At 45.2% G+C, this 22,782-nt stretch carries 21 protein-coding genes; 15 read left to right on the top strand and 6 right to left on the bottom strand.

Annotated elements, in window-relative coordinates; genetic code table 11:
- Positions 1-319 precede the first annotated feature (319 nt).
- The gene (locus tag BMW45_RS07385) at positions 320-793 is read right to left on the bottom strand and encodes a LysE family transporter (RefSeq protein WP_166433298.1); all 474 of its coding nucleotides are present in this window, start codon (positions 791-793) and stop codon (positions 320-322) included.
- A 109-nt stretch (positions 794-902) separates the two neighbouring features.
- On the opposite strand from BMW45_RS07385, the gene BMW45_RS07390 reads away from it, so the two are divergent.
- The 3 genes from BMW45_RS07390 (at position 903) to BMW45_RS07400 (ending at position 4,979) form a co-directional block, all read left to right on the top strand.
- The gene (locus BMW45_RS07390; protein WP_092241771.1) at positions 903-1,802 is read left to right on the top strand and encodes a LysR family transcriptional regulator; all 900 of its coding nucleotides are present in this window, start codon (positions 903-905) and stop codon (positions 1,800-1,802) included.
- 233 nt (positions 1,803-2,035) lie between these two features.
- Positions 2,036-2,824: an AAC(3) family N-acetyltransferase gene (locus tag BMW45_RS07395; RefSeq protein ID WP_092241777.1), complete on the top strand. Its 789-nt coding sequence runs from the start codon at positions 2,036-2,038 to the stop codon at positions 2,822-2,824.
- Between the two features lie 136 nt (positions 2,825-2,960).
- On the top strand, positions 2,961-4,979 hold the full coding sequence (locus BMW45_RS07400) for an alginate lyase family protein (protein WP_092241780.1): 2,019 nt from the start codon (positions 2,961-2,963) through the stop codon (positions 4,977-4,979).
- 101 nt (positions 4,980-5,080) lie between these two features.
- Here the strand turns inward: BMW45_RS07400 and BMW45_RS07405 are convergent, their stop codons facing one another.
- On the bottom strand, positions 5,081-5,890 hold the full coding sequence (locus tag BMW45_RS07405; protein ID WP_092241783.1) for an alpha/beta hydrolase: 810 nt from the start codon (positions 5,888-5,890) through the stop codon (positions 5,081-5,083).
- Between the two features lie 552 nt (positions 5,891-6,442).
- On the opposite strand from BMW45_RS07405, the gene BMW45_RS07410 reads away from it, so the two are divergent.
- From BMW45_RS07410 to atpC, 8 genes are all read left to right on the top strand, one after another.
- The gene (locus BMW45_RS07410) at positions 6,443-7,138 is read left to right on the top strand and encodes a F0F1 ATP synthase subunit A (RefSeq protein ID WP_025230541.1); all 696 of its coding nucleotides are present in this window, start codon (positions 6,443-6,445) and stop codon (positions 7,136-7,138) included.
- Between the two features lie 29 nt (positions 7,139-7,167).
- Positions 7,168-7,386 carry an ATP synthase F0 subunit C gene (gene atpE, locus BMW45_RS07415; protein WP_025230540.1) on the top strand — a complete coding sequence of 73 codons (219 nt, stop codon included), beginning with the start codon at positions 7,168-7,170 and terminating at the stop codon, positions 7,384-7,386.
- Positions 7,387-7,440: 54 nt separating this feature from the next.
- Positions 7,441-7,941 (top strand): F0F1 ATP synthase subunit B, encoded by a 501-nt coding sequence (gene atpF, locus BMW45_RS07420; protein WP_092241786.1) that lies wholly within the window; start codon positions 7,441-7,443, stop codon positions 7,939-7,941.
- Entirely contained in the window at positions 7,922-8,425 is a 504-nt protein-coding gene (gene atpH / locus BMW45_RS07425) for an ATP synthase F1 subunit delta (protein ID WP_092241789.1), read from the top strand. Before atpF ends, atpH begins: the two co-directional genes overlap by 20 nt.
- A gap of 5 nt (positions 8,426-8,430) precedes the next feature.
- Positions 8,431-9,939, top strand: coding sequence for a F0F1 ATP synthase subunit alpha (gene atpA, locus BMW45_RS07430; protein ID WP_207649061.1), 1,509 nt, complete (start codon positions 8,431-8,433; stop codon positions 9,937-9,939).
- A gap of 3 nt (positions 9,940-9,942) precedes the next feature.
- Positions 9,943-10,839 (top strand): ATP synthase F1 subunit gamma, encoded by an 897-nt coding sequence (atpG, locus tag BMW45_RS07435; protein ID WP_092241794.1) that lies wholly within the window; start codon positions 9,943-9,945, stop codon positions 10,837-10,839.
- Between the two features lie 63 nt (positions 10,840-10,902).
- Complete coding sequence (gene atpD, locus BMW45_RS07440; protein ID WP_025230535.1) at positions 10,903-12,297, top strand: F0F1 ATP synthase subunit beta; 1,395 nt, start codon at positions 10,903-10,905, stop codon at positions 12,295-12,297.
- 16 nt (positions 12,298-12,313) lie between these two features.
- Positions 12,314-12,730 carry an ATP synthase F1 subunit epsilon gene (gene atpC, locus BMW45_RS07445; RefSeq protein WP_025230534.1) on the top strand — a complete coding sequence of 139 codons (417 nt, stop codon included), beginning with the start codon at positions 12,314-12,316 and terminating at the stop codon, positions 12,728-12,730.
- Positions 12,731-12,799: 69 nt separating this feature from the next.
- Here atpC and BMW45_RS07450 read toward each other — a convergent pair whose 3' ends face one another.
- Positions 12,800-13,606, bottom strand: coding sequence for a ZIP family metal transporter (locus BMW45_RS07450; protein WP_029701331.1), 807 nt, complete (start codon positions 13,604-13,606; stop codon positions 12,800-12,802).
- 270 nt (positions 13,607-13,876) lie between these two features.
- On the opposite strand from BMW45_RS07450, the gene BMW45_RS07455 reads away from it, so the two are divergent.
- Complete coding sequence (locus BMW45_RS07455; RefSeq protein ID WP_092241796.1) at positions 13,877-15,406, top strand: C40 family peptidase; 1,530 nt, start codon at positions 13,877-13,879, stop codon at positions 15,404-15,406.
- A gap of 15 nt (positions 15,407-15,421) precedes the next feature.
- Positions 15,422-16,783: an MATE family efflux transporter gene (locus BMW45_RS07460; protein ID WP_092241798.1), complete on the top strand. Its 1,362-nt coding sequence runs from the start codon at positions 15,422-15,424 to the stop codon at positions 16,781-16,783.
- On the opposite strand, the gene BMW45_RS07465 is transcribed toward BMW45_RS07460, so the two are convergent.
- The gene (locus BMW45_RS07465) at positions 16,773-19,040 is read right to left on the bottom strand and encodes a sensor histidine kinase (protein ID WP_092241803.1); all 2,268 of its coding nucleotides are present in this window, start codon (positions 19,038-19,040) and stop codon (positions 16,773-16,775) included. The two genes, BMW45_RS07460 and BMW45_RS07465, sit on opposite strands and share 11 nt — an antisense overlap.
- 8 nt (positions 19,041-19,048) lie before the next feature.
- The gene (locus BMW45_RS07470; RefSeq protein WP_025230529.1) at positions 19,049-19,744 is read right to left on the bottom strand and encodes a response regulator transcription factor; all 696 of its coding nucleotides are present in this window, start codon (positions 19,742-19,744) and stop codon (positions 19,049-19,051) included.
- Positions 19,745-19,893: 149 nt separating this feature from the next.
- Here BMW45_RS07470 and BMW45_RS07475 point away from each other — a divergent pair, with 149 nt between their 5' ends.
- On the top strand, positions 19,894-20,634 hold the full coding sequence (locus BMW45_RS07475) for a LysM peptidoglycan-binding domain-containing protein (protein ID WP_242882944.1): 741 nt from the start codon (positions 19,894-19,896) through the stop codon (positions 20,632-20,634).
- A 27-nt stretch (positions 20,635-20,661) separates the two neighbouring features.
- On the opposite strand, the gene BMW45_RS07480 is transcribed toward BMW45_RS07475, so the two are convergent.
- Positions 20,662-22,245, bottom strand: coding sequence for a recombinase family protein (locus BMW45_RS07480; RefSeq protein WP_092241806.1), 1,584 nt, complete (start codon positions 22,243-22,245; stop codon positions 20,662-20,664).
- A gap of 203 nt (positions 22,246-22,448) precedes the next feature.
- Between BMW45_RS07480 and BMW45_RS27765 the strand changes: the two genes are divergently transcribed.
- Positions 22,449-22,616 carry a hypothetical protein gene (locus tag BMW45_RS27765; protein WP_166433299.1) on the top strand — a complete coding sequence of 56 codons (168 nt, stop codon included), beginning with the start codon at positions 22,449-22,451 and terminating at the stop codon, positions 22,614-22,616.
- The last annotated feature ends 166 nt before the right edge of the window (positions 22,617-22,782 follow it).

The raw sequence follows: 22,782 nt of genomic DNA on the forward strand, positions 1-22,782 counted from the left end.
CATCTAGAAAATGGAATGAACGCAAGCTGTAACAGGCACCCGGTCACAGGTTTGTCAACTTGCAATACTTAATCAACAGAATAGTTTTGATTACGGTTAATTTAATTAGTTGCTACATACACAAATGGTTAGACCGAGATGAGAGTGATAGTCAGCCCAAATAACCCCCTAGAGAAGTCCATCTCTAGGGGGTTACTTGATCTCCTTATATATCGAAAGCCAGCGATAAGGCACACCAGAGCAATAACAGTGCCATGATGATATTAAATGGACGGTAGTACTTCTTTAAGAGCTTCTGGAATACTCCCCCAGCTGCAGCCTATGTGATGGTTCCGGCTATGCCTATGGCTGTCAGGCAAAAAGCGTGGATGAGCAAAGAGCCAAAGCTGCTTTCATACGGCAGTACATATCCTGTATAGACCGTTATGGCATACAGGATAATCTTCACATTGACAAACTCAAGCAGAAAGCCTTTCATAAACGACATTTGATTGTTTTCATCGTCATCCGGTTTACTACGTGCCACATGGATTGCCAGATACGCGATGTAGGCAGCGCCCACATACTTGAGTACGTTTGCCACTGATGGCACATACTTGGCCAGTTCATAGCAGAATAGTGCGCAGATGATCATCACACAGAGGAAACCGGCGGCGATACCCAGAAGAATATCCTTTCCTTTTCGCCAACCATGCTGGCTGACCGCGTGAAGTGCGACGATATTATTTGGTCCCGGTGTAAAAGCCGTGACCAATGTGTATAGCAAATACGAAACAATAATTGAAAAAAACACTTGTATTTCACCTCCCTAGCGTCTATGATACAACCAGAAGATCGTTAAAACAAATTGAAATAATTAATAATATAATACAATTCCATTGAAGTATAAGGGAGGCTTCGTTATGGACTTGAAATATTTAAACACTTTCCGTGTGATCGTTGAGGAGGGCAGTTTCTCAAAGGCTGCCGAAAGATTAAACTATACACAGTCCACAATCACCTTTCAGATCGGCCAGTTGGAGCAGGAGCTTTCAAGCAGCCTTTTTGAAAAGATCGGAAGAAAGATGGTGTTGAGCAAGGCCGGAGAGCAATTGATTCCGTATGTAGACGAAGTGCTCTCCTCTGTTGAAAGGCTTCGCTGCTTTGAAGATGATCTCGCCGAGTGCCAGGGGGATCTGCGCATCGGCGTTGGAGAAACGCTTTTGTGTTACCAACTGCCGGCAATTCTAAAAGAGTTTCATAAGCAAGCCCCAAAAGCCCGTCTGTTTCTTCGCTCCATGAACTGTTACGATATCCGTGATGATCTGAAGAGCGGAGCGTTGGACTTGGGCGTATTCTACGAGGATGTGGGCGGTTTCGGTTCCAGTCTCACCACTCATCCGTTCGGGACCTATCCGCTTGCACTGGTGGCATCACCAGAACTAAGAAGTTGTTACCCTGATTTCATCACCCCAGATCAGCAGATACCTGTTCCCTTTATCATCAACGAACCGAACTGTGTATTCCGGCAGATATTTGAGCGGTATCTACGGGAAAAGTCAATCATGCTTGACCACACCATAGAACTGTGGAGCATCCCAACCATTAAAAACCTAGTAAAAAATGATGTTGGGATTTCCTTTTTGCCAAGGTTTGCAGTACAGGCTGAGTTGGATGAAAGAGTACTAGCTGAAATTCCAACAGGGCTTACAGACACAATAATTTCTGCAGTATGCGGCTATCACAAAAACAAGTGGATAAGCCCTCTGATGAAATTATTTATTGGCTTATGTTCGGCAAAGGATCAACCATTCCTCATATAATGACTTCTTTCCTGAATTAATTATGTAATTTTGAGAAATGCCAAATGGAATGGGGTTTAAGATATGGATTAAATGGAAAACAACACGCCCATCCGGACATCATGTATGTGGAGCTGATGCATGGGAACCAAATTATTTTCATTTAAATTAGACTAACTGGAAAAATCATGTCATAATTTTTATAATAATAGACAGGATGATATTAATCTATTTGGAAATAGAAAGGCGTTATTATGTATACAAAACAAGATCTAAAGCAGAATTTAAAGGAAATGGGAATTATGCCCCATGACACTTTGCTTCTGCACTCATCCATGAAGGCAATTGGAGAGGTTGAAGGTGGGGCGGATACTGTACTTGATGCTTTTATGGAATATATGTCTGACGGTCTGCTTATACTGCCCACTCATACATGGGCTGCCATGTCAGAATACCACAATGTATATGATCCACGAATAGAGCCGGCTTGCGTAGGAATTTTACCCAATCTTTTTATGAGACGGAAAGGAATACTTCGATCTTTACATCCAACCCATAGTGTAGCCGTGTATGGAAAGGATAGCAAGGCATTTATTGAGGGGGAAGAAAACCGGACAACGCCCTGCCCGCCAGGTGGCTGCTATGATCGTTTAAAAGATAGAAATGGTAAAATCCTGCTTCTTGGGGTTGGTCACGAGCGAAATACTTTTATACATTGCGTGGAAGAGCATTTAGATGTACCGGAGCGCCTGACCAAGGAACCCACTTATTTTAAGATAGTCATGCCAGGCAATCAGATTAAGCCCTCCTTTATGCACTGTCATTACAATCCTGTTACGGATTATATTTCTGATAATTACACAAAACTGGAACAGGCTTTTTACGACAGAAATGCAGCAGTTAAGACCTGTTTTGGCGATGCCGCCTGCATTCTGTGTGATGCTAATGCAGTATATGAGGTGACAAAAGATGTGTTGTCCCACCAGATTAATTGTATCATAGAATTGGAAACAATTCCTAAGGAGTGGTGGCTGAACGTATAAGATTTCACCCAATTCTATAGTTTTATAAATCTAAAAAAAGAATATGAATCTGAAAATCGTTTATTCCATTTATCCGTTTCTTCCATTATAATTATAGTAACTATAAAATAATCTATTACGGAAGAGGTGGAACCAGATGTCAAAGGAACAGTATTTTGAAAACCGGAATAATTATATTAGCGGCGAGGATAAGGCATGGGTCACGGATTACTGCCAAAGGAATTGGCCGGAGGAAGTGAATCATATCCTTCGAATTGCAGATGATGCAATAGAGCATACGTTTTTGTTTGATTTGCGGTGGGATATGGAGCGGACCTATGAGCCGGTTCATTTTGATCAGGAAGTAGTTTGGGACTACATGCCGGGAGATGACCCGGAATTTATCTTTCAGTTCAACCGCCACCAGTTCTTTATATGCCTGGGACAGGCATATGCCATGACTGGTGATGAAAAGTATGCAAAGACTTTTGCAGAGCTATTAGATTCCTGGATAAAAAACAATCCTCTTACTGAAGAAACCAAACAAACTACATGGAGGAGCATTGAAGCCGGTATAAGGGCTGAAACCTGGGTAAAGGCCATGGGCTATTTTAAGGACAGCCCCTCTGTAGATGACAGGCTTGTGAAAGCATATATGGACTGTCTCACCGTTCATGCAGAATACCTTATGACTACCTATAAACATTTCCAGATCAAGAGCAACTGGGGAGTTATTGAAAACCGGGGCCTTATGGAGATCGCACTGGCACTTCCTTTAAGCGACCGGACAAGAGAATATCTGGACGCAGCGCTTATGCGCCTTAGTGAAGAGATAGAGGTGCAGATCGCCGATGACGGAGTGCACTGGGAGCAATCCCCTATGTATCATAATGAGGTGTTTCATTGTTATCTGGAAGTGATGCGGTTGGCTAAGCGCTACGGAATTAAGCTTTCAAGGAAAAGGATGGAGAAAGTACGGCAGATGGCCTATGCAAATGCTGCTTGGAAAAAGCCCAACCATTGCCAGCCCATGCAGGGAGACAGTGATGAAACCGATATCAGGGACTTACTGACTCAAAGCGCCTGGCTGTTTTCAGATCCGATGCTGAAATTCTGTGCTTATGACAAAATGGATTATGACGGTGCATGGGACTTTATAAAAGAAGGAATCGAGGGCTATGGAAAGCTAATTGCAAAGGAACCGGATTTTTTAGACAGGGTTATGGAAAGCACCGGAAATCTTTTTGTCCGGTCCGGCTGGGATGAAAATGCGGATTATTTCCACTTCCGCTGCGGATTCCTGGGAGGAGGCCACGGCCATTCTGACAAGCTGCATGTGGACCTTGTGATCAACGGAGAAGATATCCTCATGGACACAGGGCGTTATCATTATGTGCCTGGCGAAGCAAGAACCTGGTTTAAAAGCGCCTTAGGCCACAATGTTCCCCTGATTGACGGCCGTGACTATTTAAAGTGCCGGGATGCCTGGGGCGTGGATCAGATGTCTGCTGCATATTTTGGCGGTTATAAGAAAAAGGACGGGTACCGCTATATCCAGGGAAGCCACGGTGGATATTTAAATGGAGAAGAGGGAAATGTGTGGATCACCAGAAAAGTGCTGGCAATTGATACGGATCTTTATCTGATCGCTGACGAGTTTTTCTCAAGGGAAAAGCACACATACCAGCAGCTCTTTCATTTTAACAACCAGGGAAAGGTTTCCAGGTCCGGATGCACCGTTCGTTATTGTGGCATCAGGACAGACGGGGAATTGACAGTTCTTACGCAGGGATGTGAGATGAAGCTGTCAGATGGCCGGATATCAAGAAATTATAACCAGATGGAAACGGGAAGGCAGCTTTTGACCGGTAAAGAAGCAGATGGTTTTTCTTCTATTATTACTGTTGTATCAGGAGGGGAAAAGAAGAACTACAAATCTCCGGAGCTTTCCCTTCTTCCTGTATTTGGCGCGGACCCATCGGTTCCCTTAGATCCTTCTGATGCGGAGGCGGTATCTATTGGCTGGAAAGGAAAGAACTATGTGGTTATTTTGGCCCACCGAGATATCGGAGATTCCACAGACCTGCTTACAGCTGGAGGCGTGAAGGGACTTGGAACGGTGATGGTATTTGATACGGAAAAGCAGAAAGTGGGAGGCACGGTACTTCACTGGTAGAGAACAGAAAAGGAATATATGAGAGAAAGCAGCGTTATCCGATTAGGAAAAACGCTGCTTTTTTGCAATGGTCTAAGGCTAAAAATGATGGTATACTTATCTTAAAGGGCAATCCGTGCCTCAATCCAGTGCAGGACATCATTAATGACTTCATCCCTGCAGTATTCATTAAAGATCTCGTGGAACAATCCTCCATAGATCTTCATCTGCTTATCTTTTGATGGTGCGGCTGCGAAGAATTCATAAGTGTCCTGAACGCTTACCAATCCATCCTTTTCCCCATGAAGCATGAGGATGGGATACTCAAACCTTTTCACTGCCTCTTCAAACCAGGCAATTCCCTGGCAGAGGGCGTAGCATAAGCCGGTAGTAAAAGTTTTTGAGTTATAGGGATCCTTGCCGTACCAGTCAACGACTTCGGCTACGGAGCATACGCCTGCTCCCAGTTCATTGGGAAGCATGGTGTGAGGGTCCAGGCCTCCTGGAACACCGCTTATCAGCCCCATATTATCTTTTGTCAATGCGCCGCTGGTGATGATGCCCCGAAGTTTCTTGTCCGGATATTTTGCGCCGTATAAGGAAACGGTGAAGCCTCCCATGCTGTGACCGATTAAAAACACCGGGATATCCGGATGTTCCATGATTGCCATGTCCACCACTATATTAGTGTCATCAAGCAGTTCATGGAAGTCTTCATAGTGGGTCCGTTCCCCCTCAGAACGTCCGTGACCCCTGTGATCGAAGCGGTAGGTTGCGATCCCGGCTTTGTGAAGCAGCTCAGCAACGTAATCATATCTTCCCTGATGTTCACATAATCCGTGGACAATGACGGCTGCTCCCCGGACTGCCTCTGGAACTTCCCTATTTAAAAACAGTTTGGTTCCGTCAAATGAAGAAATCATTTCTCCCATAGAAATACCTCCTTTGATACATTGGTTTTGCATTTCCCTTATTATACCAGAATTATTCCTATTTTAATAGGAAGAAAGCCATGAAAAGCAGGAAAATAATTTTACAAGATATTTGTAGGATTTGATAGCCACATTAGATGGAATGGTTGGGAGCATATCTTTTTTTCCTATCGATCCTTATCAATTTTTGATTGTGTTAGGTACTAATGACGGTTAAATATAAAAAAGTAAAAAAAACATAGTCAAATTACACAAATTATTAGAAAAAAATTATACATAAAACCTAGAAAAATGCGCTAAAAATAAATATATTTAGGATTTAGACATAAATTTAGTTAAAAAATTAATAATAATTTTAGAAATTCAAGCGAAAAATTGTCTCAAATGTTCAAACAATAAGGGCATTAATAAGATGTTATGAAATTTGCAAAAAGTTGACAATTTCCGCATATGAAAGTATGATACACGGTAGACCTCTTCTATATTGTATATTTAGGAGTACAATCTGTAAATCTGGTAATATATAAAGGGGAAGACAGTTTAAGAAAGGAAGTGAGCATTACGGAGGATTTGGCAGAGAAGTTATTAGAGGAACTGAACTGCGAAACGGTTTTTACCATTCCGATATTCGGAGGCATTCCCATTGCTGAATCAGTAGTGGTGACATGGATTATCATGGCAGCACTGACACTCCTTTCCATCATTCTGGTGAGAAATCTTAAGGTTGAGAATCCTGGAAAGAAGCAACTGGCGCTTGAAATGGCAATCGGTGGAATTTACAATTTCTTTGAAGATTTAGTGGGGGAAGAAGGGAAGAGGTATATTCCTTATCTCATATCGGTGGGAATTTATCTCGGAGTGGCTAATTTGATTGGTTTGGCAGGTTTTAAGCCGCCTACCAAGGATTTAAATACCACTGCAGCGCTTGCTGTCATGAGCATACTTCTGATAGAATATTCAGGCCTTCACAAAAAAGGGGTAAAAGGTTTTATAAAAGGCTTTGCAGAGCCGTCACCGATTATAGCCCCTATTAACATCCTGGAATTATTTATTAAACCGCTTTCTTTGTGTATGCGGCTTTTTGGTAATATCCTGGCGTCATTTGTGGTTATGGAATTGCTTAAGCAGTTTGCAGCACTCCTTGTACCAATTCCGTTCAGTTTTTATTTTGATATTTTTGACGGATTGATTCAGGCATATGTATTTGTATTTTTGACTGCCCTTTTCATTAAGGAATCGGTAGAATAAACAATAGTAAATTAAAAGGAGAGATTATTATGTTAATAGCAATTGGAGCAGGAATCGCAGTATTTACAGGTATTGGAGCAGGAATCGGAATTGGAATAGCAACCTCAAAAGCAGTGGATTCCATTGCAAGACAGCCTGAGGCAGAAAGCAAAATCAGCAAGGCCCTGCTGTTAGGTTGTGCGCTTGCAGAGGCAACTGCCATCTATGGTTTCGTTATTGCCCTTCTCATCATTTTATTCCTTAAATAATTAACAAGGTCAGGATTAAGATGGAAAAATTGAAAAGAAAGGCAGGCGATACAGATGCTTAGACTGGATATGAACTTTGTATGGACTATCGTGAATCTCATCGTCCTGTATCTTTTGCTTAGGCATTTCCTCATAGGGCCGGTTTTGGAAGTGATGAATAAACGGCGGGGAATGATTGAACAGAGCATTTCAGATGCCAGGAATAAGGAAGTTCAGGCAGCGGATCTTAAAAAGCAGTATGAAGAAAAGCTGGCTGTCTCCTCGGATGAGGGTTCAAAGCTTATTGAAGAAGCGAAAAACCAGGCAAAGGCCCAGTATGACCGGATCTTAAAGGATGCGGAGGAAGATGCAGGCCGTTTGATGGTCGAGGCCAGGAAACAAGCTGAGGCTGATCAGGAAAAGGCATTGCGTGAGGCCAAGGCGCAGATTGCGGGCATAGTTATCGCAGCAGCGGCCAAGGTGGTTAATCAGGAGGTGAGCGCCAGGGCAAATCAGGCGCTTTATGATTCATTTATAGCAGAAGCAGGTGATTTTCATGATGCAGGCAGCAATTAATTACGGGCAGGTGCTTTATGAGCTCTCTGTTCCTGAAACAGCCATTGAGGAAACGGCTCTGGCACTAAAGACTGTGCCGGAGCTTAAGCGTGCTCTTAACAGCCCTGTGGTTGCAAGGAGCAGCAAGCACCGGATTATTGACCGCGTATTTCCTGCTGAGATCAGAACCTTTTTAAAGGTTCTGGTGGATCGCCGGGATGTAGATCTTGCAGATGATATTTTTAATGCATGGCGTGCCTGCGTTTGCAGACAGGAAGGAGTCCTGGAGGCTTCCCTTTTCTACGTGACAGAACCGGAGGAAGAGCAGCTTCGCGAAATCAAAGCAATGCTGTGTAAAAAATATGATAAACGTGATGTAAGGCTTCGCCTGATTCAGGACCCCGGTTTGATCGGTGGATTCATCATCCGCGTAGGAGATGTGGAAACTGACTGGAGCTTAAGGGGACGCCTTAGAGAATTGGAACAAAAAATAATGCGGAGGTGAAAAACGTGGCTTCCATCAATTCAGATGAAATAATTTCTATATTGAGAAGTGAAATTGAAGATTATGACGCTCATGCCAGGGACCAGGAAGTTGGAACTGTTATAAGCGTTGGCGACGGCATTGCAACGGTTTATGGAATTGACCGTGCGATGTACGGCGAAATCGTTATTTTTGATAGTGGAATCAAGGGAATGGTACAGGACATCAGAAAAGAAGATATCGGATGCATCCTGTTCGGTTCCGACCGGGACGTCAGGGAAGGTTCCAAGGTAACAAGAACGAAAAAGCGTGCCGGAATCCCGGTAGGCGAAAAGTTTGTGGGAAGAGTTGTCAATGCTCTTGGTGCTCCCATTGACGGGAAGGGAGAGATCATCTCTGACGATTACCGTCCCATTGAACATGAAGCACCAGGCATTATTGATCGTAAGAGCGTGTCCGTTCCAATGGAAACAGGTATTCTTGCCATTGACTCCATGTTTCCTATCGGACGGGGACAAAGAGAGCTGATCATCGGCGACCGTCAGACCGGTAAGACTTCCATCGCTATTGATGCTATCTTAAACCAGAAGGGTAAGGGCGTGATCTGCGTTTATGTAGCAGTGGGGCAGAAGGCATCTACCGTTGCAAAGCTGGTGAATACCCTGTCACATTACGGCGCTATGGATTATACCATTGTGGTATCTTCTTCAGCCAGCGAACCCGCACCCTTACAGTATATCGCACCTTATTCCGGTACTGCTCTTGCAGAGTATTTCATGTACCAGGGAAAAGATGTGCTGATCGTTTATGATGATCTGTCAAAGCATGCGGTAGCATACCGGTCCTTATCCCTGCTATTAGAGCGTTCTCCTGGACGTGAGGCTTATCCAGGCGACGTATTTTATCTTCATTCCAGGCTTTTGGAGCGTTCCAGCCGGTTGAGTGAGGAAGCAGGAGGCGGTTCCATTACCGCACTGCCTATCATTGAAACCCAGGCCGGTGATGTATCGGCTTATATTCCGACCAATGTTATTTCTATTACAGACGGTCAGATATTCTTAGAAAGTGACCTCTTCTTCTCCGGTATGAGACCGGCAGTAAACGTAGGCCTTTCCGTATCCCGAGTTGGTGGAGCGGCCCAGACTAAGGCCATGAAAAAGGCTGCGGGGAGCATCCGTATCGACCTGGCACAGTGCCGGGAGATGGAAGTGTTCACCCAGTTCAGCTCAGATCTTGATCCGGCTACCAAGGAACAGATTCAATATGGTAAGGGACTTACAGAGCTGTTAAAACAGCCTTTATGCCATCCTTTGAGCCTTCATGCCCAGGTGATCAGTCTGATTGTAGCCAATAACCGCCTGCTCTTAGATGTGGAAGTTACAAAGATAAAAGAGTTTCAGAGAGAATTGCTGGCATTCTTTGATGAGCGCTATCCGAAAATCGGAAAGGAAATTGAAGAAAGCAGAGCGCTGTCTGACGAGCTGAAGCAGAAGATTGTTGATGTGACAGCCGAATTTAAACAGAAACGGGTGTAGGATATGGCAAATGCGAGAGAGATACAAAGCAGGATGAACAGCATCAAAAGTACCATGAAGATAACCAATGCGATGTATACCATTTCCTCGTCAAAGCTGAAAAGAGCAAGGAAAGTCCTGACTGATACGGAGCCTTACTTTTATGCACTGCAAAGGACTATTGCCAGAATCATAAGGCACACGCCCGAAATTGACGACCCGTATCTGGATACCAGGCCGCATATTAAGAAAGAAGATCGTAAGATCGGATACATTGTGGTAACGGCTGACAAGGGGCTGGCCGGTTCTTATAATCATAACATTTTTAAACTGGCTCAGGAGCAGATTGACAAGGGCGGAAATCCCATGCTGTTCGTAGTTGGTGATCTGGGACAGCAGTATTTTATGAAAAAGGGAATACCGGTGGAACAGGATTTCCGGTATACCGTTCAAAAGCCAAATATGAGCCGGGCCAGAATCATTGAGGAAAAGATCGTGGATTACTTCCTGACAGGAAAGCTTGATGAAGTATATATGATCTACACCAGAATGGTGAATGCCATGAAAATGGAGGCTGAGATCGAACAGCTTCTTCCCATTCCTAAGCACCGGTTAAGCCAGAGTGTACCAATTAATGTACATTTGGAAGAGATCACCATGAAGCCATCTCCACAGGCAGTGATCGATGCCATCGTGCCCAATTACATTGCAGGCTTTATCTATGGAGGTTTGGTGGAGTCTTATTCCAGCGAACAGAATTCCAGAATGATGGCTATGCAGGCTGCAACAAAGAGTGCTCAGGAGATGCTTGACGAGCTGGCGATAACCTATAACAGAGTGCGCCAGGCGGCCATTACCCAGGAGATCACCGAGGTAATCAGCGGTGCAAAGGCCCAAAAGAAAAAAAGGAAGAAAGCATAGTATCATCGGATGTTCCGGTTAACTTTAGAGAGGAGGAGTCCTCACGACTGTGAGTAACAGAATATGAATATAGGAAAGATCGTTCAGGTCCTTGGACCTGTAGTAGATGTTGAGTTTTTTGAGGGCAGCGAACTTCCCCGCATTAAGGACGCCCTTGAGGTGAATAATGAAGGGAAACGCTGCGTAATGGAAGTTGCACAGCATATGGGAAACAGCACAGTCCGCTGCATAATGCTGGCTTCCAGTGAAGGGCTGTATAAAGGTATGGAGGTGACCGCTACCGGGGAAGGCATTAAGGTTCCGGTAGGTGAGCAGACTCTGGGACGCCTTTTTAATGTACTTGGAGAGACCATTGATAACGGCGGTTCCTTAAATGGAGGTCCGGAGTGGGTCATTCACAGAGATCCTCCGGCCTTTGAGGAGCAAAGCCCTGTGGCAGAGATCCTGGAAACGGGAATCAAAGTCATTGATCTTCTGGCCCCTTATGCAAAAGGCGGAAAGATCGGTTTGTTCGGCGGCGCCGGTGTTGGTAAGACGGTTCTGATCCAGGAGCTGATCCATAACATTGCCACGGAGCATGGCGGATATTCTATTTTTACCGGTGTTGGAGAGCGTTCCCGTGAGGGTAATGACCTTTGGACCGAAATGGGAGAGTCCGGCGTTATTTCAAAAACTGCCCTGGTATTCGGTCAGATGAATGAGCCGCCTGGTGCACGTATGCGTGTGGCTGAAACTGGACTTACCATGGCGGAATACTTCCGTGACGAAGAGCATAAGAATGTGCTTTTATTTATTGATAATATTTTCCGATTCACCCAGGCGGGTTCTGAGGTTTCTGCACTTCTTGGACGTATGCCGTCTGCGGTTGGTTACCAGCCTACCCTGGCTACGGAAATGGGCGAGCTTCAGGAGAGAATTACTTCAACGAAAAATGGTTCCGTTACTTCTGTACAGGCAGTATATGTACCTGCCGATGACTTGACGGATCCGGCACCTGCAACTACTTTTGCCCATTTGGATGCTACCACCGTACTATCCAGAAAGATCGTAGAACAGGGTATTTATCCGGCGGTTGATCCTCTTGCCTCAAACTCCCGTATCCTTGAACCGGATGTGGTTGGGGAAGAGCATTATGAGGTAGCCCGTAAGGTACAGGAATTGCTACAAAAATATAAGGAGCTTCAGGATATTATCGCTATCTTAGGTATGGAAGAATTGGGAGATGACGATAAGATCACGGTTTACCGGGCAAGAAAGATCCAGAAATTCTTATCCCAGCCTTTCTCAGTGGCTGAGAACTTTACAGGCGTTGCAGGTAAATACGTTCCCCTTAAGGAAACAGTCCGGGGCTTTAAGGCAATTGTGAATGGAGATATGGATCAGTATCCTGAGGCTGCATTCTTTAATGTGGGAACTATTGATGAGGTGATTGAAAAGGCCAGGACATTAGAGGCTTAGCTTGGAGGTGCTGCCTGTGAGTAAAAATACATTTTTCCTTCAGGTTCTTGCTAGTGATAAGGTGTTTTACAGAGGTTTGTGCCAGGAGCTTGTGATTCCTCTTTCAGATGGAGAAAAGGCGATCCTTCCTCATCATGAGGATATGGTCATAGCAGTATCCATAGGGGAAATGCGTTTGTTGGATGAAAAAGGCCAGTGGATTCATGCAGTTGTTGGAAATGGTTTCATTCAGATTATCAACAATCGTATCACGCTTCTTGTTGACACTGCCGAGCATCCGGAAGATATTGACGAACGCCGAGCGGAAGAAGCAATGGAGAGAGCGGCAGAGCAGCTAAGGCAGAGTAAGAGCCTTCAGGAGCATTCTCATTTTGAGGCTTCTATGGCCAGATCACTGGCCAGGCTGCGTACAAAACACAAATATGAGCTTTGACAGGAAATGATGATAAAAAAAGAAGGATATCCGGGAGGAAGAAATCTGCCTCCCGGATATCCTTTTTTCTTAACCTAAAGCCACGTCTAAAATCATCATGATCAGAAATCCCACCATAACGCCAAGGGTTCCAACATTGGAATGTTCTCCTAAATGCGCCTCGGGAATCAGTTCTTCCACCACCACATACATCATGGCGCCGGCCGCAAAGGACAGAAGCCAGGGCATGAGCGGCTGGATACTGCCTGCCACGAGCACGGTAAGGATTCCGAATATAGGCTCTACAATGCCGGACATGCTGCCCCGTATAAATGCCTTTCCCGTGGAAAGACCTTCCTGTCTTAAGGGCAGGGAGATGGCAGCACCTTCCGGGAAGTTCTGGATGCCGATACCGATAGCAAGTGCCATGGCAGACGTATAAAGAGCCGGATCGCCTCCATGCTGTGCAGCCAGGGCAAAAGCCAGTCCAACGGCCATACCCTCCGGAATGTTATGAAGCGTCACAGCCATGACAAGCAGGGTGGTCCGTTTCCAGGTGGAAGAGATTCCTTCCGCCTCATTCGTTTTATTGCTGTTCAAATCTGGATGAAGGTGAGGAAGAAGGGTGTCTAACAATATGAGAAATAGTACTCCCAGGACAAATCCTCCTGCAGCGGGTATCCAGCCCGCAATTCCGCTTGCCTCAGCCTCCTCGATGGCTGGAATGAGAAGCGACCATACCGAGGCCGCGATCATGACACCGGCAGCAAAGCCAAGGAAGATCCTCTGGACAGACTGGTTTACATCCTTTCGGAAGAAGAATACAACCGAAGCCCCCAGGGTGGTCATGAGAAATGTAAAGCCGGTACCGCCGGCAGCCCACAGAACAGGCGTCATAATAAGCCCTCCTTTATCTCTTTAAAGTCAGGGGTTCTGACTGTGTTTTCACTCCCTTAACTATACCATAACCTCTGTTTTGACGCAATGAGATAAATTCCCTTTCCATTTCCGACAGTTTTATGCTAAAATAGACCTAATTTTACATAGTAAACACCCTTTGGGCGTCCCTTTATGCCCAGAGAGCATGGGCAACACATAGGAAACACCCTTCGGGTATCCCTTTATGCCCAGAAAGCGTGGGCAATACATAGGAAAGGAATTTGATTTATGAATATAAAAATAAGATGGAAAAGGCGTTCTGCCTATTCTGTATTTCTGGCAGCAACGGCGGTTTCTTTATTAGCAGGCTGCAATAAAACAGAAGCAGTCAAAGGACCTGGAAAGGATGCAACGCCATCCATTGCCATAGTAACGGAACAAAAAAATGAACTGCAGCCTATTGATGTACTTACTCCAGGTGGAGACTTGATGCCAAGACTTTTTAAGGTGCCGGAACAAAAAGAAAATCCTATCCCGGAGTATTTGCGGAACGGGGTAGAGCATCCGGTGGTGGCCAGCCTTCAGGAGCGTTTGATGAATTTAGGCTTTATGGATAACGATGAGCCCACCCAGTATTTTGGTAATGTGACGGAGGCTGCAATTAAGACTTTCCAGCGACAGAATGGCCTGGCTCAGGATGGAATAGTAGGGCCAGAGACATTAAACTCCATTATGTCACCATCTGCCAAATATTATGCTGTGTCAAAGGGTGTGGAGGGTGACGACATATTACGGATCCAGAGCCGCCTTTATGAACTGGGGTATCTTGCCAGTTCGGGTCAGGTATCCGGCAGCTTTGGGGATGAAACAGAGGCCGCGGTTGAGAAGCTTCAGGAGGTAAACGGATTAAACATAGATGGAAAAGTAGGACGTCAGACCATAAACCTGCTTTACAGCGAAGAGATCAAGCCCAACTTTCTGTCCTATGGAGAAAAAAGCGATTTGGTTTTATCCAGTCAGCAGCGCCTTAAGGAGTTGGGATATTTAACGACCACTCCGGATGGGGCATACGGAAATGATACGGTGATAGCGGTAAAACAGTTCCAGTCCCGCAATGACCTGGTTGTGGATGGATATTTAGGGCCGTCCACCCGGATCGCCTTAGCGAGCGCTGAGGCGCAGCCAAATGGCTTGACCCTGGGTGAACAGGGGGATTCGGTTACCAGGATCCAGCAGCTGTTAAATAAATACGGGTACCTGGCTTCCGCCAATGTGACAGGATATTACGGGGAAGTGACGGAAAAGGCGGTTAAGGCATTCCAAAACAACAATGGTCTGAAAGCGGATGGTTCTGTAGGGCAGCTTACCATGAGTAAGCTTACGGGAAGCGGTATAAAATCTGCAGGTTCTTCCGGCTCCTCAGGCGGTTCCTCAGGAGGTACCGTTAAGGGAGGCTCCGGCGTAAGCGGACTGCTTTCTATTGCAAGATCAAAGCTGGGACGTCCCTATGTATGGGGTGCCAAGGGTTCGGAATCCTTTGACTGCTCTGGATTTGTCTACTGGTCTCTCAACCAGGCTGGCGTCAGACAGAGCTATCTAACCTCATCCGGTTGGAGAAACGTAGGTAAATATACAAAGATCACCAGCTTTGGAAGCCTGCAGGCAGGCGATATCATCGTGGTGAGTGGCCACGTGGGAATCGTAGCCGGAGGCGGAAAAGTTATTGATGCTTCCTCCAGTAACGGACGTGTAGTGGAACGTGCCTTAAGCTCCTGGTGGAAGAAGAACTTTATCTGTGGCTGGCGTATATTTGGATAGAAATGGTTCAGAATAATGAGTATGAAAACGCAGAAAAAAGCAATTAATATGGTAACAGATTCACCGGGAAGGGCCCTTTTGCTCTTTGCCCTTCCCTTGATTCTTGGAAATTTATTTCAGCAGTTTTATAACATTATAGACTCTGTCGTGGTCGGACGATTTGTGGGGGAGGAGGCCCTGGCATCAGTAGGTGCTTCCTATTCCGTCACAAATGTGTTTATCGCCATTGCGGTAGGAGGCGGAATCGGAAGCTCAGTGGTGGTGTCCCAGTTTTTAGGGGCAAAACAGACTGGAAATATGAAAACCGCCATATCCACCACTCTTATAAACTTTTTATCCATAGGAGTGATATTGGGCGGTCTTGGGCTTCTTTTCAATCACCGGATTTTAAGCTTCATGAACACTCCGGAGAATGTATTTTATGATGCCTCGGTGTATCTTGGGATTTATTTTATAGGGCTGCCCTTTTTATTCATGTATAATGTACAGGCTTCTGTTTTCCAGGCCCTGGGAGATTCTAAGACTCCCTTATATCTGCTGGTCTTTTCTTCTCTTTTAAACGTTGTACTGGATCTTTTGTTTGTAACCCAGTTTTACATGGGGGTAGCCGGTGTGGCGATTGCCACCTTGATCGCGCAGGGATTTTCAGCGGTCCTTTCCTTTCTCGTTTTGATAAAACGGTTAAAGGGGTATGAGACAACAGAACCCTTTCGGCTTTATGACTGGAATATGATGCTTCATATGATGCGGGTTGCCATTCCCTCCACCCTACAGCAGTCCATAGTCCATATCGGAATGCTCCTCGTGCAGTCCGTGGTCAATGGCTTTGGTTCTGCGGTCATGGCGGGCTTTGCTGCGGGAACCAGGATCGAATCTATCTGTATTGTTCCCATGCTAGCTCTTGGTAATGCCATGTCCACCTATACGGCTCAGAACATAGGCGCTGGAAAGACAGACCGGGTAAAAACGGGCTACCGTTACTGCTATCTCATGGCAGGGGTTTTTGCGATTATCATCTGTGTCGTTATGGAAACATGGGGAGATTTGTTTATACGAAGCTTTTTAAACGAAGGCAGTGCGGAAACCGCGTTTCAGACAGGCATGGATTATGTCCGGTTCATTTCCTTCTTCTATATTTTCATTGGCTGTAAGGCGACCACAGACGGGCTTTTGCGTGGCGCTGGAGATGTGGTGGTATTTACTGTAGCCAATCTGGTAAATCTGGCGATTCGGGTGTCGGTTGCGGCTGTGCTCGCTCCCGTTATTGGCGTCCAGGCCGTATGGTTTGCGGTTCCAATGGGCTGGACGGCCAATTATATTATATCATTCTTCCGATATCTGACGGGAAAGTGGGAGAAGATACAGCTTATCTCTTGACGGGGAAGGCGACGCCTGCTTTAAAAAGATCTCCATCAATGTAAAGCCTTAATTCCCCGCCCTGAAGCTCGGCCAGGCTTTTTGCGATAGAGATTCCCAGCCCGCTTCCTTCCGTGGTCCGGGCAACATCTCCCCGGACAAAGCGTTCGGTCAGCTCATCCGCGCGGATGTTCAACGAGTTTTGAGATATATTCTTCATAGTGAAAACTACCATATTCTCTTCCAGAGTAATGTCTACGTATACCCGGCTGTGCTCCATGGCATACTTGAACGCATTGTTATAAAGGTTCTCAAGCACTCTCCACAAATACCTGCCGTCCGCTTCGATCAGGATGGAATCGGCCGGCAGGGTGGAAACCAGTTCCAGGTGACGGAGGGCAAATTTTTCTTCAAATTCTCCATTGGTCTGGTGAATGAGTTCTACAAAATCAATGCTGGTGATATCCAGCTTTAAATTTCCTGAGCTTGCCTTTGAGGCCTCTACCAGGTCTTCTGTCAAAGTCTTTAATCGCTGGGACTTCTGTTCCAGGACTTCTAAATAACCCTGAATCTTCGGGTCTTGAATCTTTTCCCTTTTTATAAGGTCCACATAATTTATGATGGATGTCAGGGGCGTCTTAATATCATGGGATACATTGGTGATTAGGTCTGCCTTTAAGCGTTCACTTCGTACCTTTTCCTGGAGTGCCGTTTCAAGTCCGGTGCTGATGTGATTGATGTGCTCAGCAAGTTCCCTCTCTTTTCCGTTAAATTTCAAGGTACTGATCTTATAAGTGGTATCTCCTCTGGAAATATTTAAGAGGGCCTCATTGATTTGATCAGTTTCCCATGCATTTTTGTACATCTGATGGAATATCCAGAAATCCAGGCAGAAAAGCAGTAAAGCAACTGCCCCCATAAGGATCCGGGATTCCAGGCTGTTATAGGTAAATAAAAGGAAAGCAAAAGCCATTGCCATGGCAATGTTAAAGACCAGGAACAAGGAATAAGAAAGCATAATCCGTGTGGTAAAGCGTCGGTTTTTAAAGTATAAGGACAAGTTTTTAAGTCCCCGGTGCATAAGACTTCCGGACCAGAGATTTCCTGCCTTAAAACGTTTTAACAGACTTAATGCAGCTGATAGTCCGACTGCATAATAAATGAGGACCCGAAGGGCCAGCTCCCCGTAATCCCATTGGTCAACGGCAAAGAAGAGGTGAATAATCTTATATGCAAGCCGGTTTGCCAGAAACAGGGTGAGGATGGCAGCCACAGAATACAGAAGGAGACAGCTCTCTGCAGGGAGCCGGTCAATCCGTTCCATTGGTCCGTGGCTCTGTTTCCTGTCTGGCTGCCCAGTCATGTTTACCAGGGTATACAGGGTCGCGATACAACCCAGGATTCCCAGGCACAGGCTGATCATTCCGGTAATGAATAACAAACGCATCTGGTCATAGGAAGCAGCAGCCCTGGCATAAGCATCGCCGTAGGGATAGTTAGTATCCACAGCTATTGTCATATGATAATTGCCGTTGTTATAGGGATTCATCTTTTCCAGCTGGGAAGAAACATTCTTTGGGACAGTGGTTAAGTTGGAGTCCACATAAAGCGCTTCTCCTGTTACGTAAAGGTATCTTCCCATTGCTTTAAAGTCATTGATGGTTTTGCCTGTAACGTTGCTGTATAGCTTATAATCTTCAGCCGTGTTCTGATAGAGGACTTCAAACTTTAAGTTACTTGGATTCTGGATAAAGCGGTAATAAAATGAATAGTAGTTGCCCAGGTGGGTCAGCACTTCATAGGCCAGCTGGTCCATGGTAATAAATGCTTCTCCAGGCTCCGTGATCTTAAAGTCCGGTTCATAGGCCCGGTAATCTACCCGTACATACGAGTCTGAGTCATCTGCAGCCGGCTGCCCTCCGCTCACTTTAAACTGTTCATTCAGATAATAGCCCAGGGATTTGGCCCTCCGTATCATCTCATCTACCGTATATTCCGTTGTGGTTCCCGGACCGTCTATGACCCGGACAATGGGCTTTGAATAGTCAAGTTTTCCGTTGGTCTCAAATACTTCCTTATATTTTACATAATTAAAAATATCGTCAATATCAGATTTTAACTGACGGGTGAAATCAGGGGTGTCCTCATAAGTCTCATGGTTGATCCAGTGGATTCCCTCCCCGTAATGGGAATTGCTGTACATGATGGAGACACCTACGACAACAAGGAGGGAGAAGAGCATATGCATGAGGACTGCAAAATCTTTTCTTTTTTTCATAAACGCACCTATTGTTTCTCAATCTTATAGCCTACACCCCATACCACTTTTAAATAGCGAGGTTCTCTTGGGTTGATTTCGATTTTTTCCCGGATGTGCCGGATGTGTACGGCCACGGTATTATCTGCGCCGATGGCTTCTTCATTCCAGATCTGCTCATAGATTTCGTCAATGGAAAATACTTTTCCCGCATTCTTTACCAGAAGCAGCAGGATGTTGTACTCAATGGGAGTCAGCTTGATCAGTTCTCCCTCTACGGCAACTTCCTTGTTATCATCATTAATGGCCAGGCCTCCGCATTTATACACCTGTCCGGCTGGCTGTTGGTTCATATTTCCAAGCTGGGTATAACGGCGCAGCTGTGACTTTACCCTGGCTACCAGCTCCAGCGGATTAAAGGGCTTGGTAATATAATCATCTGCCCCGATGTTTAGACCCAGGATCTTATCGGTATCCTCGGATTTGGCAGAGAGGATGATGATGGGGATGCTGCTTGTCTCACGGACCTTTAAAGTGGTCCGGATTCCGTCAAGACCCGGCATCATCACATCCAGTATCATTAAATCCACTTCGTTTTCTTCCAAAAGCTTTAGGGCATCATAGCCATCATAGGCCTTAATCACATGAAACCCTTCTCCTGTTAAATATATATCAATAGCTTCCACGATTTGTTTGTCATCATCACATACTAAAATATTCTGCATACGAAAACCTCCTTTTTCAATATTATACAACGAAGGCAGTAAAAAAGCACATTACATTTTTCTAAAGAAGCCTGAAAAGATGTCTGTTTCTGTCATGTTACAGATTTTTTCATCATATGCTTTACCAATTCTGGTAAAAGGATGCTGCTATGAGAATATATGTGGTAGAGCGGGGAGACAGTGTGGACACCATTGCCGAATCCCAGGGCATTCCGGTACAAAACCTTATATTTGATAACCAGATAGGTTATCCATACCGCCTGGCTGTAGGCCAGGCACTTTATATTAGGGATGAAACCCCTTCGGAAGAAAGGGTGCCTCTTTATGTGTTTGGTTATGCATACCCGATCATCACTCCGGATAATCTTGAAAATACTCTTCCATTTCTGACGGATCTGTATGTTTTCTCTTATGGATTTACCATGGAGGGAGAGCTGGTTCCGCCCATAAGCCCGGATGACTGGATGATAGAAAGGGCGTGGCAGCTTGGAGTGCGCCCGATTTTGACCCTCACTCCTCTCGGCCCTGACGGGCATTTTAACAACAATCTGGTATCTGAGGCTGTACATAATATGGAGGTCCAGCAGCGGCTGATCTGGAATCTGGGCCTTAAGATGCTGGAAAAGGGGTTCGGAGGCCTGGATTTTGATTTTGAGTACATTATGGCGGATGACCGAGTGGCTTATGCGGACTTTGTAAGACTGACGACCCAGATCATGAACCGGTTCGGTTATCAGGTCACGGTTGCCCTGGCACCTAAGACATCGGCCACACAGCCGGGTCTTTTGTATGAAGGAGTAGATTACGCGCTTTTGGGTGAGGCTGCTAACCGGGTGTTTCTTATGACTTATGAATGGGGATATACATATGGGCCGACAGGGGATATGTAATTATTGATCCTATGAAAATCCAGTGTTTCAGTGACTTTCCGGGATCCTTGGGTAAAACTGCAATGTGAAATTCGCCGTATTTCCGGCGCCTTTTTTATTTCTTTCTGTCTTTAAGTAATCTACATGATCCAAAACATTTCTTAGCATGCTATTTCGGATCATAATGTCATCCACTTCCAAGTACACTTCCACCAGATGCTTTATGGCCGGAATGAAATCCTTCCGGGCCTGTTCTCTTGCTGCAATCCGGTCCCGTTCTTCTTTAATAAGCTTTAACTCTTCCTGTAACTCCTTTTTCTGATTTTCCAAATTTTTGCGGCGCTCCTGAAAGAGATCAAGGGAATATACTCCCTGCTCTAAAAGTTCGAAGGCTTTATTTAGCTGCTTTACTGTCTTGGTATATTTCTCTTCGATGTTATGGAGGGAGTTTTCTAAGACAGCCAGTGTGGTTTCATTTTCCTTTTCTGTTTCCTCCGGCCAGTCTAATTCGTATTCCGGAATCCATTCCTTTAAGCCTTCAATGATCTGCTCTTCAATCAGGGAAAGAGGAGATGAGATATTGCTGCACTTACTGTTTGGACAGCGCAGGATGGCGTAACGAAGTCTGGTATTGCTGGGCTGCCTGGTCATTAAGGTGCCGCATTTGAAACAATATACCAGTCCGGAAAGGGGATTTTGCAAGGCAGTACTGGTGTTGACCGGGAGAGGTTTACCAGACTTGATTTTCTGCACCAGGTCATACTTTTCTTCCGGTATAATTGCTGTGAAACGTCCACGGACCTTTTCGCAGTCAGCATCCTTGGGTCTGGTTTCAATGATTTTTCCATCTATCATTTGCTTTTGAACTTTGCGCCACTGCCACCGCTGATATCCGCAGTAGGTGGGGTTACTTAATATGTCTATTATGGAAGAAGCTGACCAAGGTCTTTCACTTCGAGAAGGTATTTTCAGCTCGTTCAGCCGGTCCCTGATCTGGTAGGAACCAAAAGGAGCATAGCAGCCATCTTCCTTCAGCTCGCCGGCGATATAAAGTTCATAGATGTATTCAACGATTTTTGCCTCTTCCGGAACAATTTCCAGGGTATATCCCTTGTCTCCTTTATGTTTCACCTTCTCATACCCATAAGGAGCTGTTCCAGCTATGTACCAGCCATCCCGAAAGGCAGCGATACGGCCTCTTTGAATTCTCCGGTTGATAGTCTTGTATTCTCTACGGCTCATGAAAAGGCTGAACTCAAAATACTCTTCGTCAAATTCGTCTGAAGGATCATAAGTTTTTAAAGGCGTGACGATTTTAGTGTTGCTGAATTTAAAAGCTTCCGCCACGGTCCCCTGGTCTTTTGTATCACCCCTGGCAAGACGCTCAACCTCCATGACAAGAACGCCCTCCCACATGCCTTGCATGACCTCTAATAACACTTGCTGCATTTTGGGGCGGGCAGAAATGGTCTCTCCAGAAACCAGCTCTTTATATATGGCGCCGACTTCAAGTCCCATTTTTACGGCCAGTTCGGTCAGCAATTGTTCATGGCGGGCGAGTGTCTCGCCTTCGCCGCGGGCTTCCGCTTCTTTGTCAGCCCTGCTTTTTCGTAAATACATGAGATATGACATAGGCGCTCCCTTCTAGATCTATTTTATTTTATGGATATGCTGTGCTCTTAATTCTAATTCATGGCATAAAAAATACGCCCTTGTCAGATTCTAGCCATTTGAGCAGGAATACAACAGGCGCTGTATATATAAAGGTTTTAGTCCAAAAACAAGTAAAGGTGTACAAACTATGTAACATAGAATCAGTTAGAAGGGGTGGTGATATGTCAAAAGTGAAGGAAGTAAAAAGAGGAAACACGACTTTTATTTTTCATAACGATTACTGCAAAGATACAACGCCTGAAGAGGCTAAAGCTATTTCTAAGGAAATTGCAAAAATGGTCTTGCCGGTACTAAGGGCAGCTTATTTACATAAGGAGGGAACCGGCTGAGGCCGGAACTGGTGGACAAGGGGTCTAGCCCTCATATTATTTCTTCTTCTGACATATTAATTAACAAGTATATCACTTAGTTCGTTGCTGGGACATCCAAATTTTAGGCAGCCGACCTCATTCTGTCTATTGTATGATTACTACTTTCAGTGATAGCGAGGAGACT

It is taken from the genome of Lacrimispora sphenoides (assembly GCF_900105215.1).
In the GTDB taxonomy this organism is placed as follows: Bacteria; Bacillota; Clostridia; order Lachnospirales; family Lachnospiraceae; genus Lacrimispora; species Lacrimispora sphenoides_A.

What these genes read in the sequence shown, in the direction of transcription:
- BMW45_RS07390 (WP_092241771.1), top strand. Translation starts at nt 903, where the DNA reads ATGGACTTGAAATATTTAAACACTTTCCGTGTGATCGTTGAGGAGGGC.
- BMW45_RS07395 (WP_092241777.1), top strand. Translation starts at nt 2,036, where the DNA reads ATGTATACAAAACAAGATCTAAAGCAGAATTTAAAGGAAATGGGAATT.
- BMW45_RS07400 (WP_092241780.1), top strand. Translation starts at nt 2,961, where the DNA reads ATGTCAAAGGAACAGTATTTTGAAAACCGGAATAATTATATTAGCGGC.
- BMW45_RS07405 (WP_092241783.1), bottom strand. Translation starts at nt 5,890, where the DNA reads ATGGGAGAAATGATTTCTTCATTTGACGGAACCAAACTGTTTTTAAAT.
- atpE (WP_025230540.1), top strand. Translation starts at nt 7,168, where the DNA reads ATGTTAATAGCAATTGGAGCAGGAATCGCAGTATTTACAGGTATTGGA.
- atpF (WP_092241786.1), top strand. Translation starts at nt 7,441, where the DNA reads ATGCTTAGACTGGATATGAACTTTGTATGGACTATCGTGAATCTCATC.
- atpH (WP_092241789.1), top strand. Translation starts at nt 7,922, where the DNA reads ATGATGCAGGCAGCAATTAATTACGGGCAGGTGCTTTATGAGCTCTCT.
- atpG (WP_092241794.1), top strand. Translation starts at nt 9,943, where the DNA reads ATGGCAAATGCGAGAGAGATACAAAGCAGGATGAACAGCATCAAAAGT.
- atpD (WP_025230535.1), top strand. Translation starts at nt 10,903, where the DNA reads ATGAATATAGGAAAGATCGTTCAGGTCCTTGGACCTGTAGTAGATGTT.
- BMW45_RS07450 (WP_029701331.1), bottom strand. Translation starts at nt 13,606, where the DNA reads ATGACGCCTGTTCTGTGGGCTGCCGGCGGTACCGGCTTTACATTTCTC.
- BMW45_RS07455 (WP_092241796.1), top strand. Translation starts at nt 13,877, where the DNA reads ATGAATATAAAAATAAGATGGAAAAGGCGTTCTGCCTATTCTGTATTT.
- BMW45_RS07460 (WP_092241798.1), top strand. Translation starts at nt 15,422, where the DNA reads ATGAGTATGAAAACGCAGAAAAAAGCAATTAATATGGTAACAGATTCA.
- BMW45_RS07465 (WP_092241803.1), bottom strand. Translation starts at nt 19,040, where the DNA reads ATGAAAAAAAGAAAAGATTTTGCAGTCCTCATGCATATGCTCTTCTCC.
- BMW45_RS07470 (WP_025230529.1), bottom strand. Translation starts at nt 19,744, where the DNA reads ATGCAGAATATTTTAGTATGTGATGATGACAAACAAATCGTGGAAGCT.
- BMW45_RS07475 (WP_242882944.1), top strand. Translation starts at nt 19,894, where the DNA reads ATGAGAATATATGTGGTAGAGCGGGGAGACAGTGTGGACACCATTGCC.
- BMW45_RS07480 (WP_092241806.1), bottom strand. Translation starts at nt 22,245, where the DNA reads ATGTCATATCTCATGTATTTACGAAAAAGCAGGGCTGACAAAGAAGCG.
- BMW45_RS27765 (WP_166433299.1), top strand. Translation starts at nt 22,449, where the DNA reads ATGTCAAAAGTGAAGGAAGTAAAAAGAGGAAACACGACTTTTATTTTT.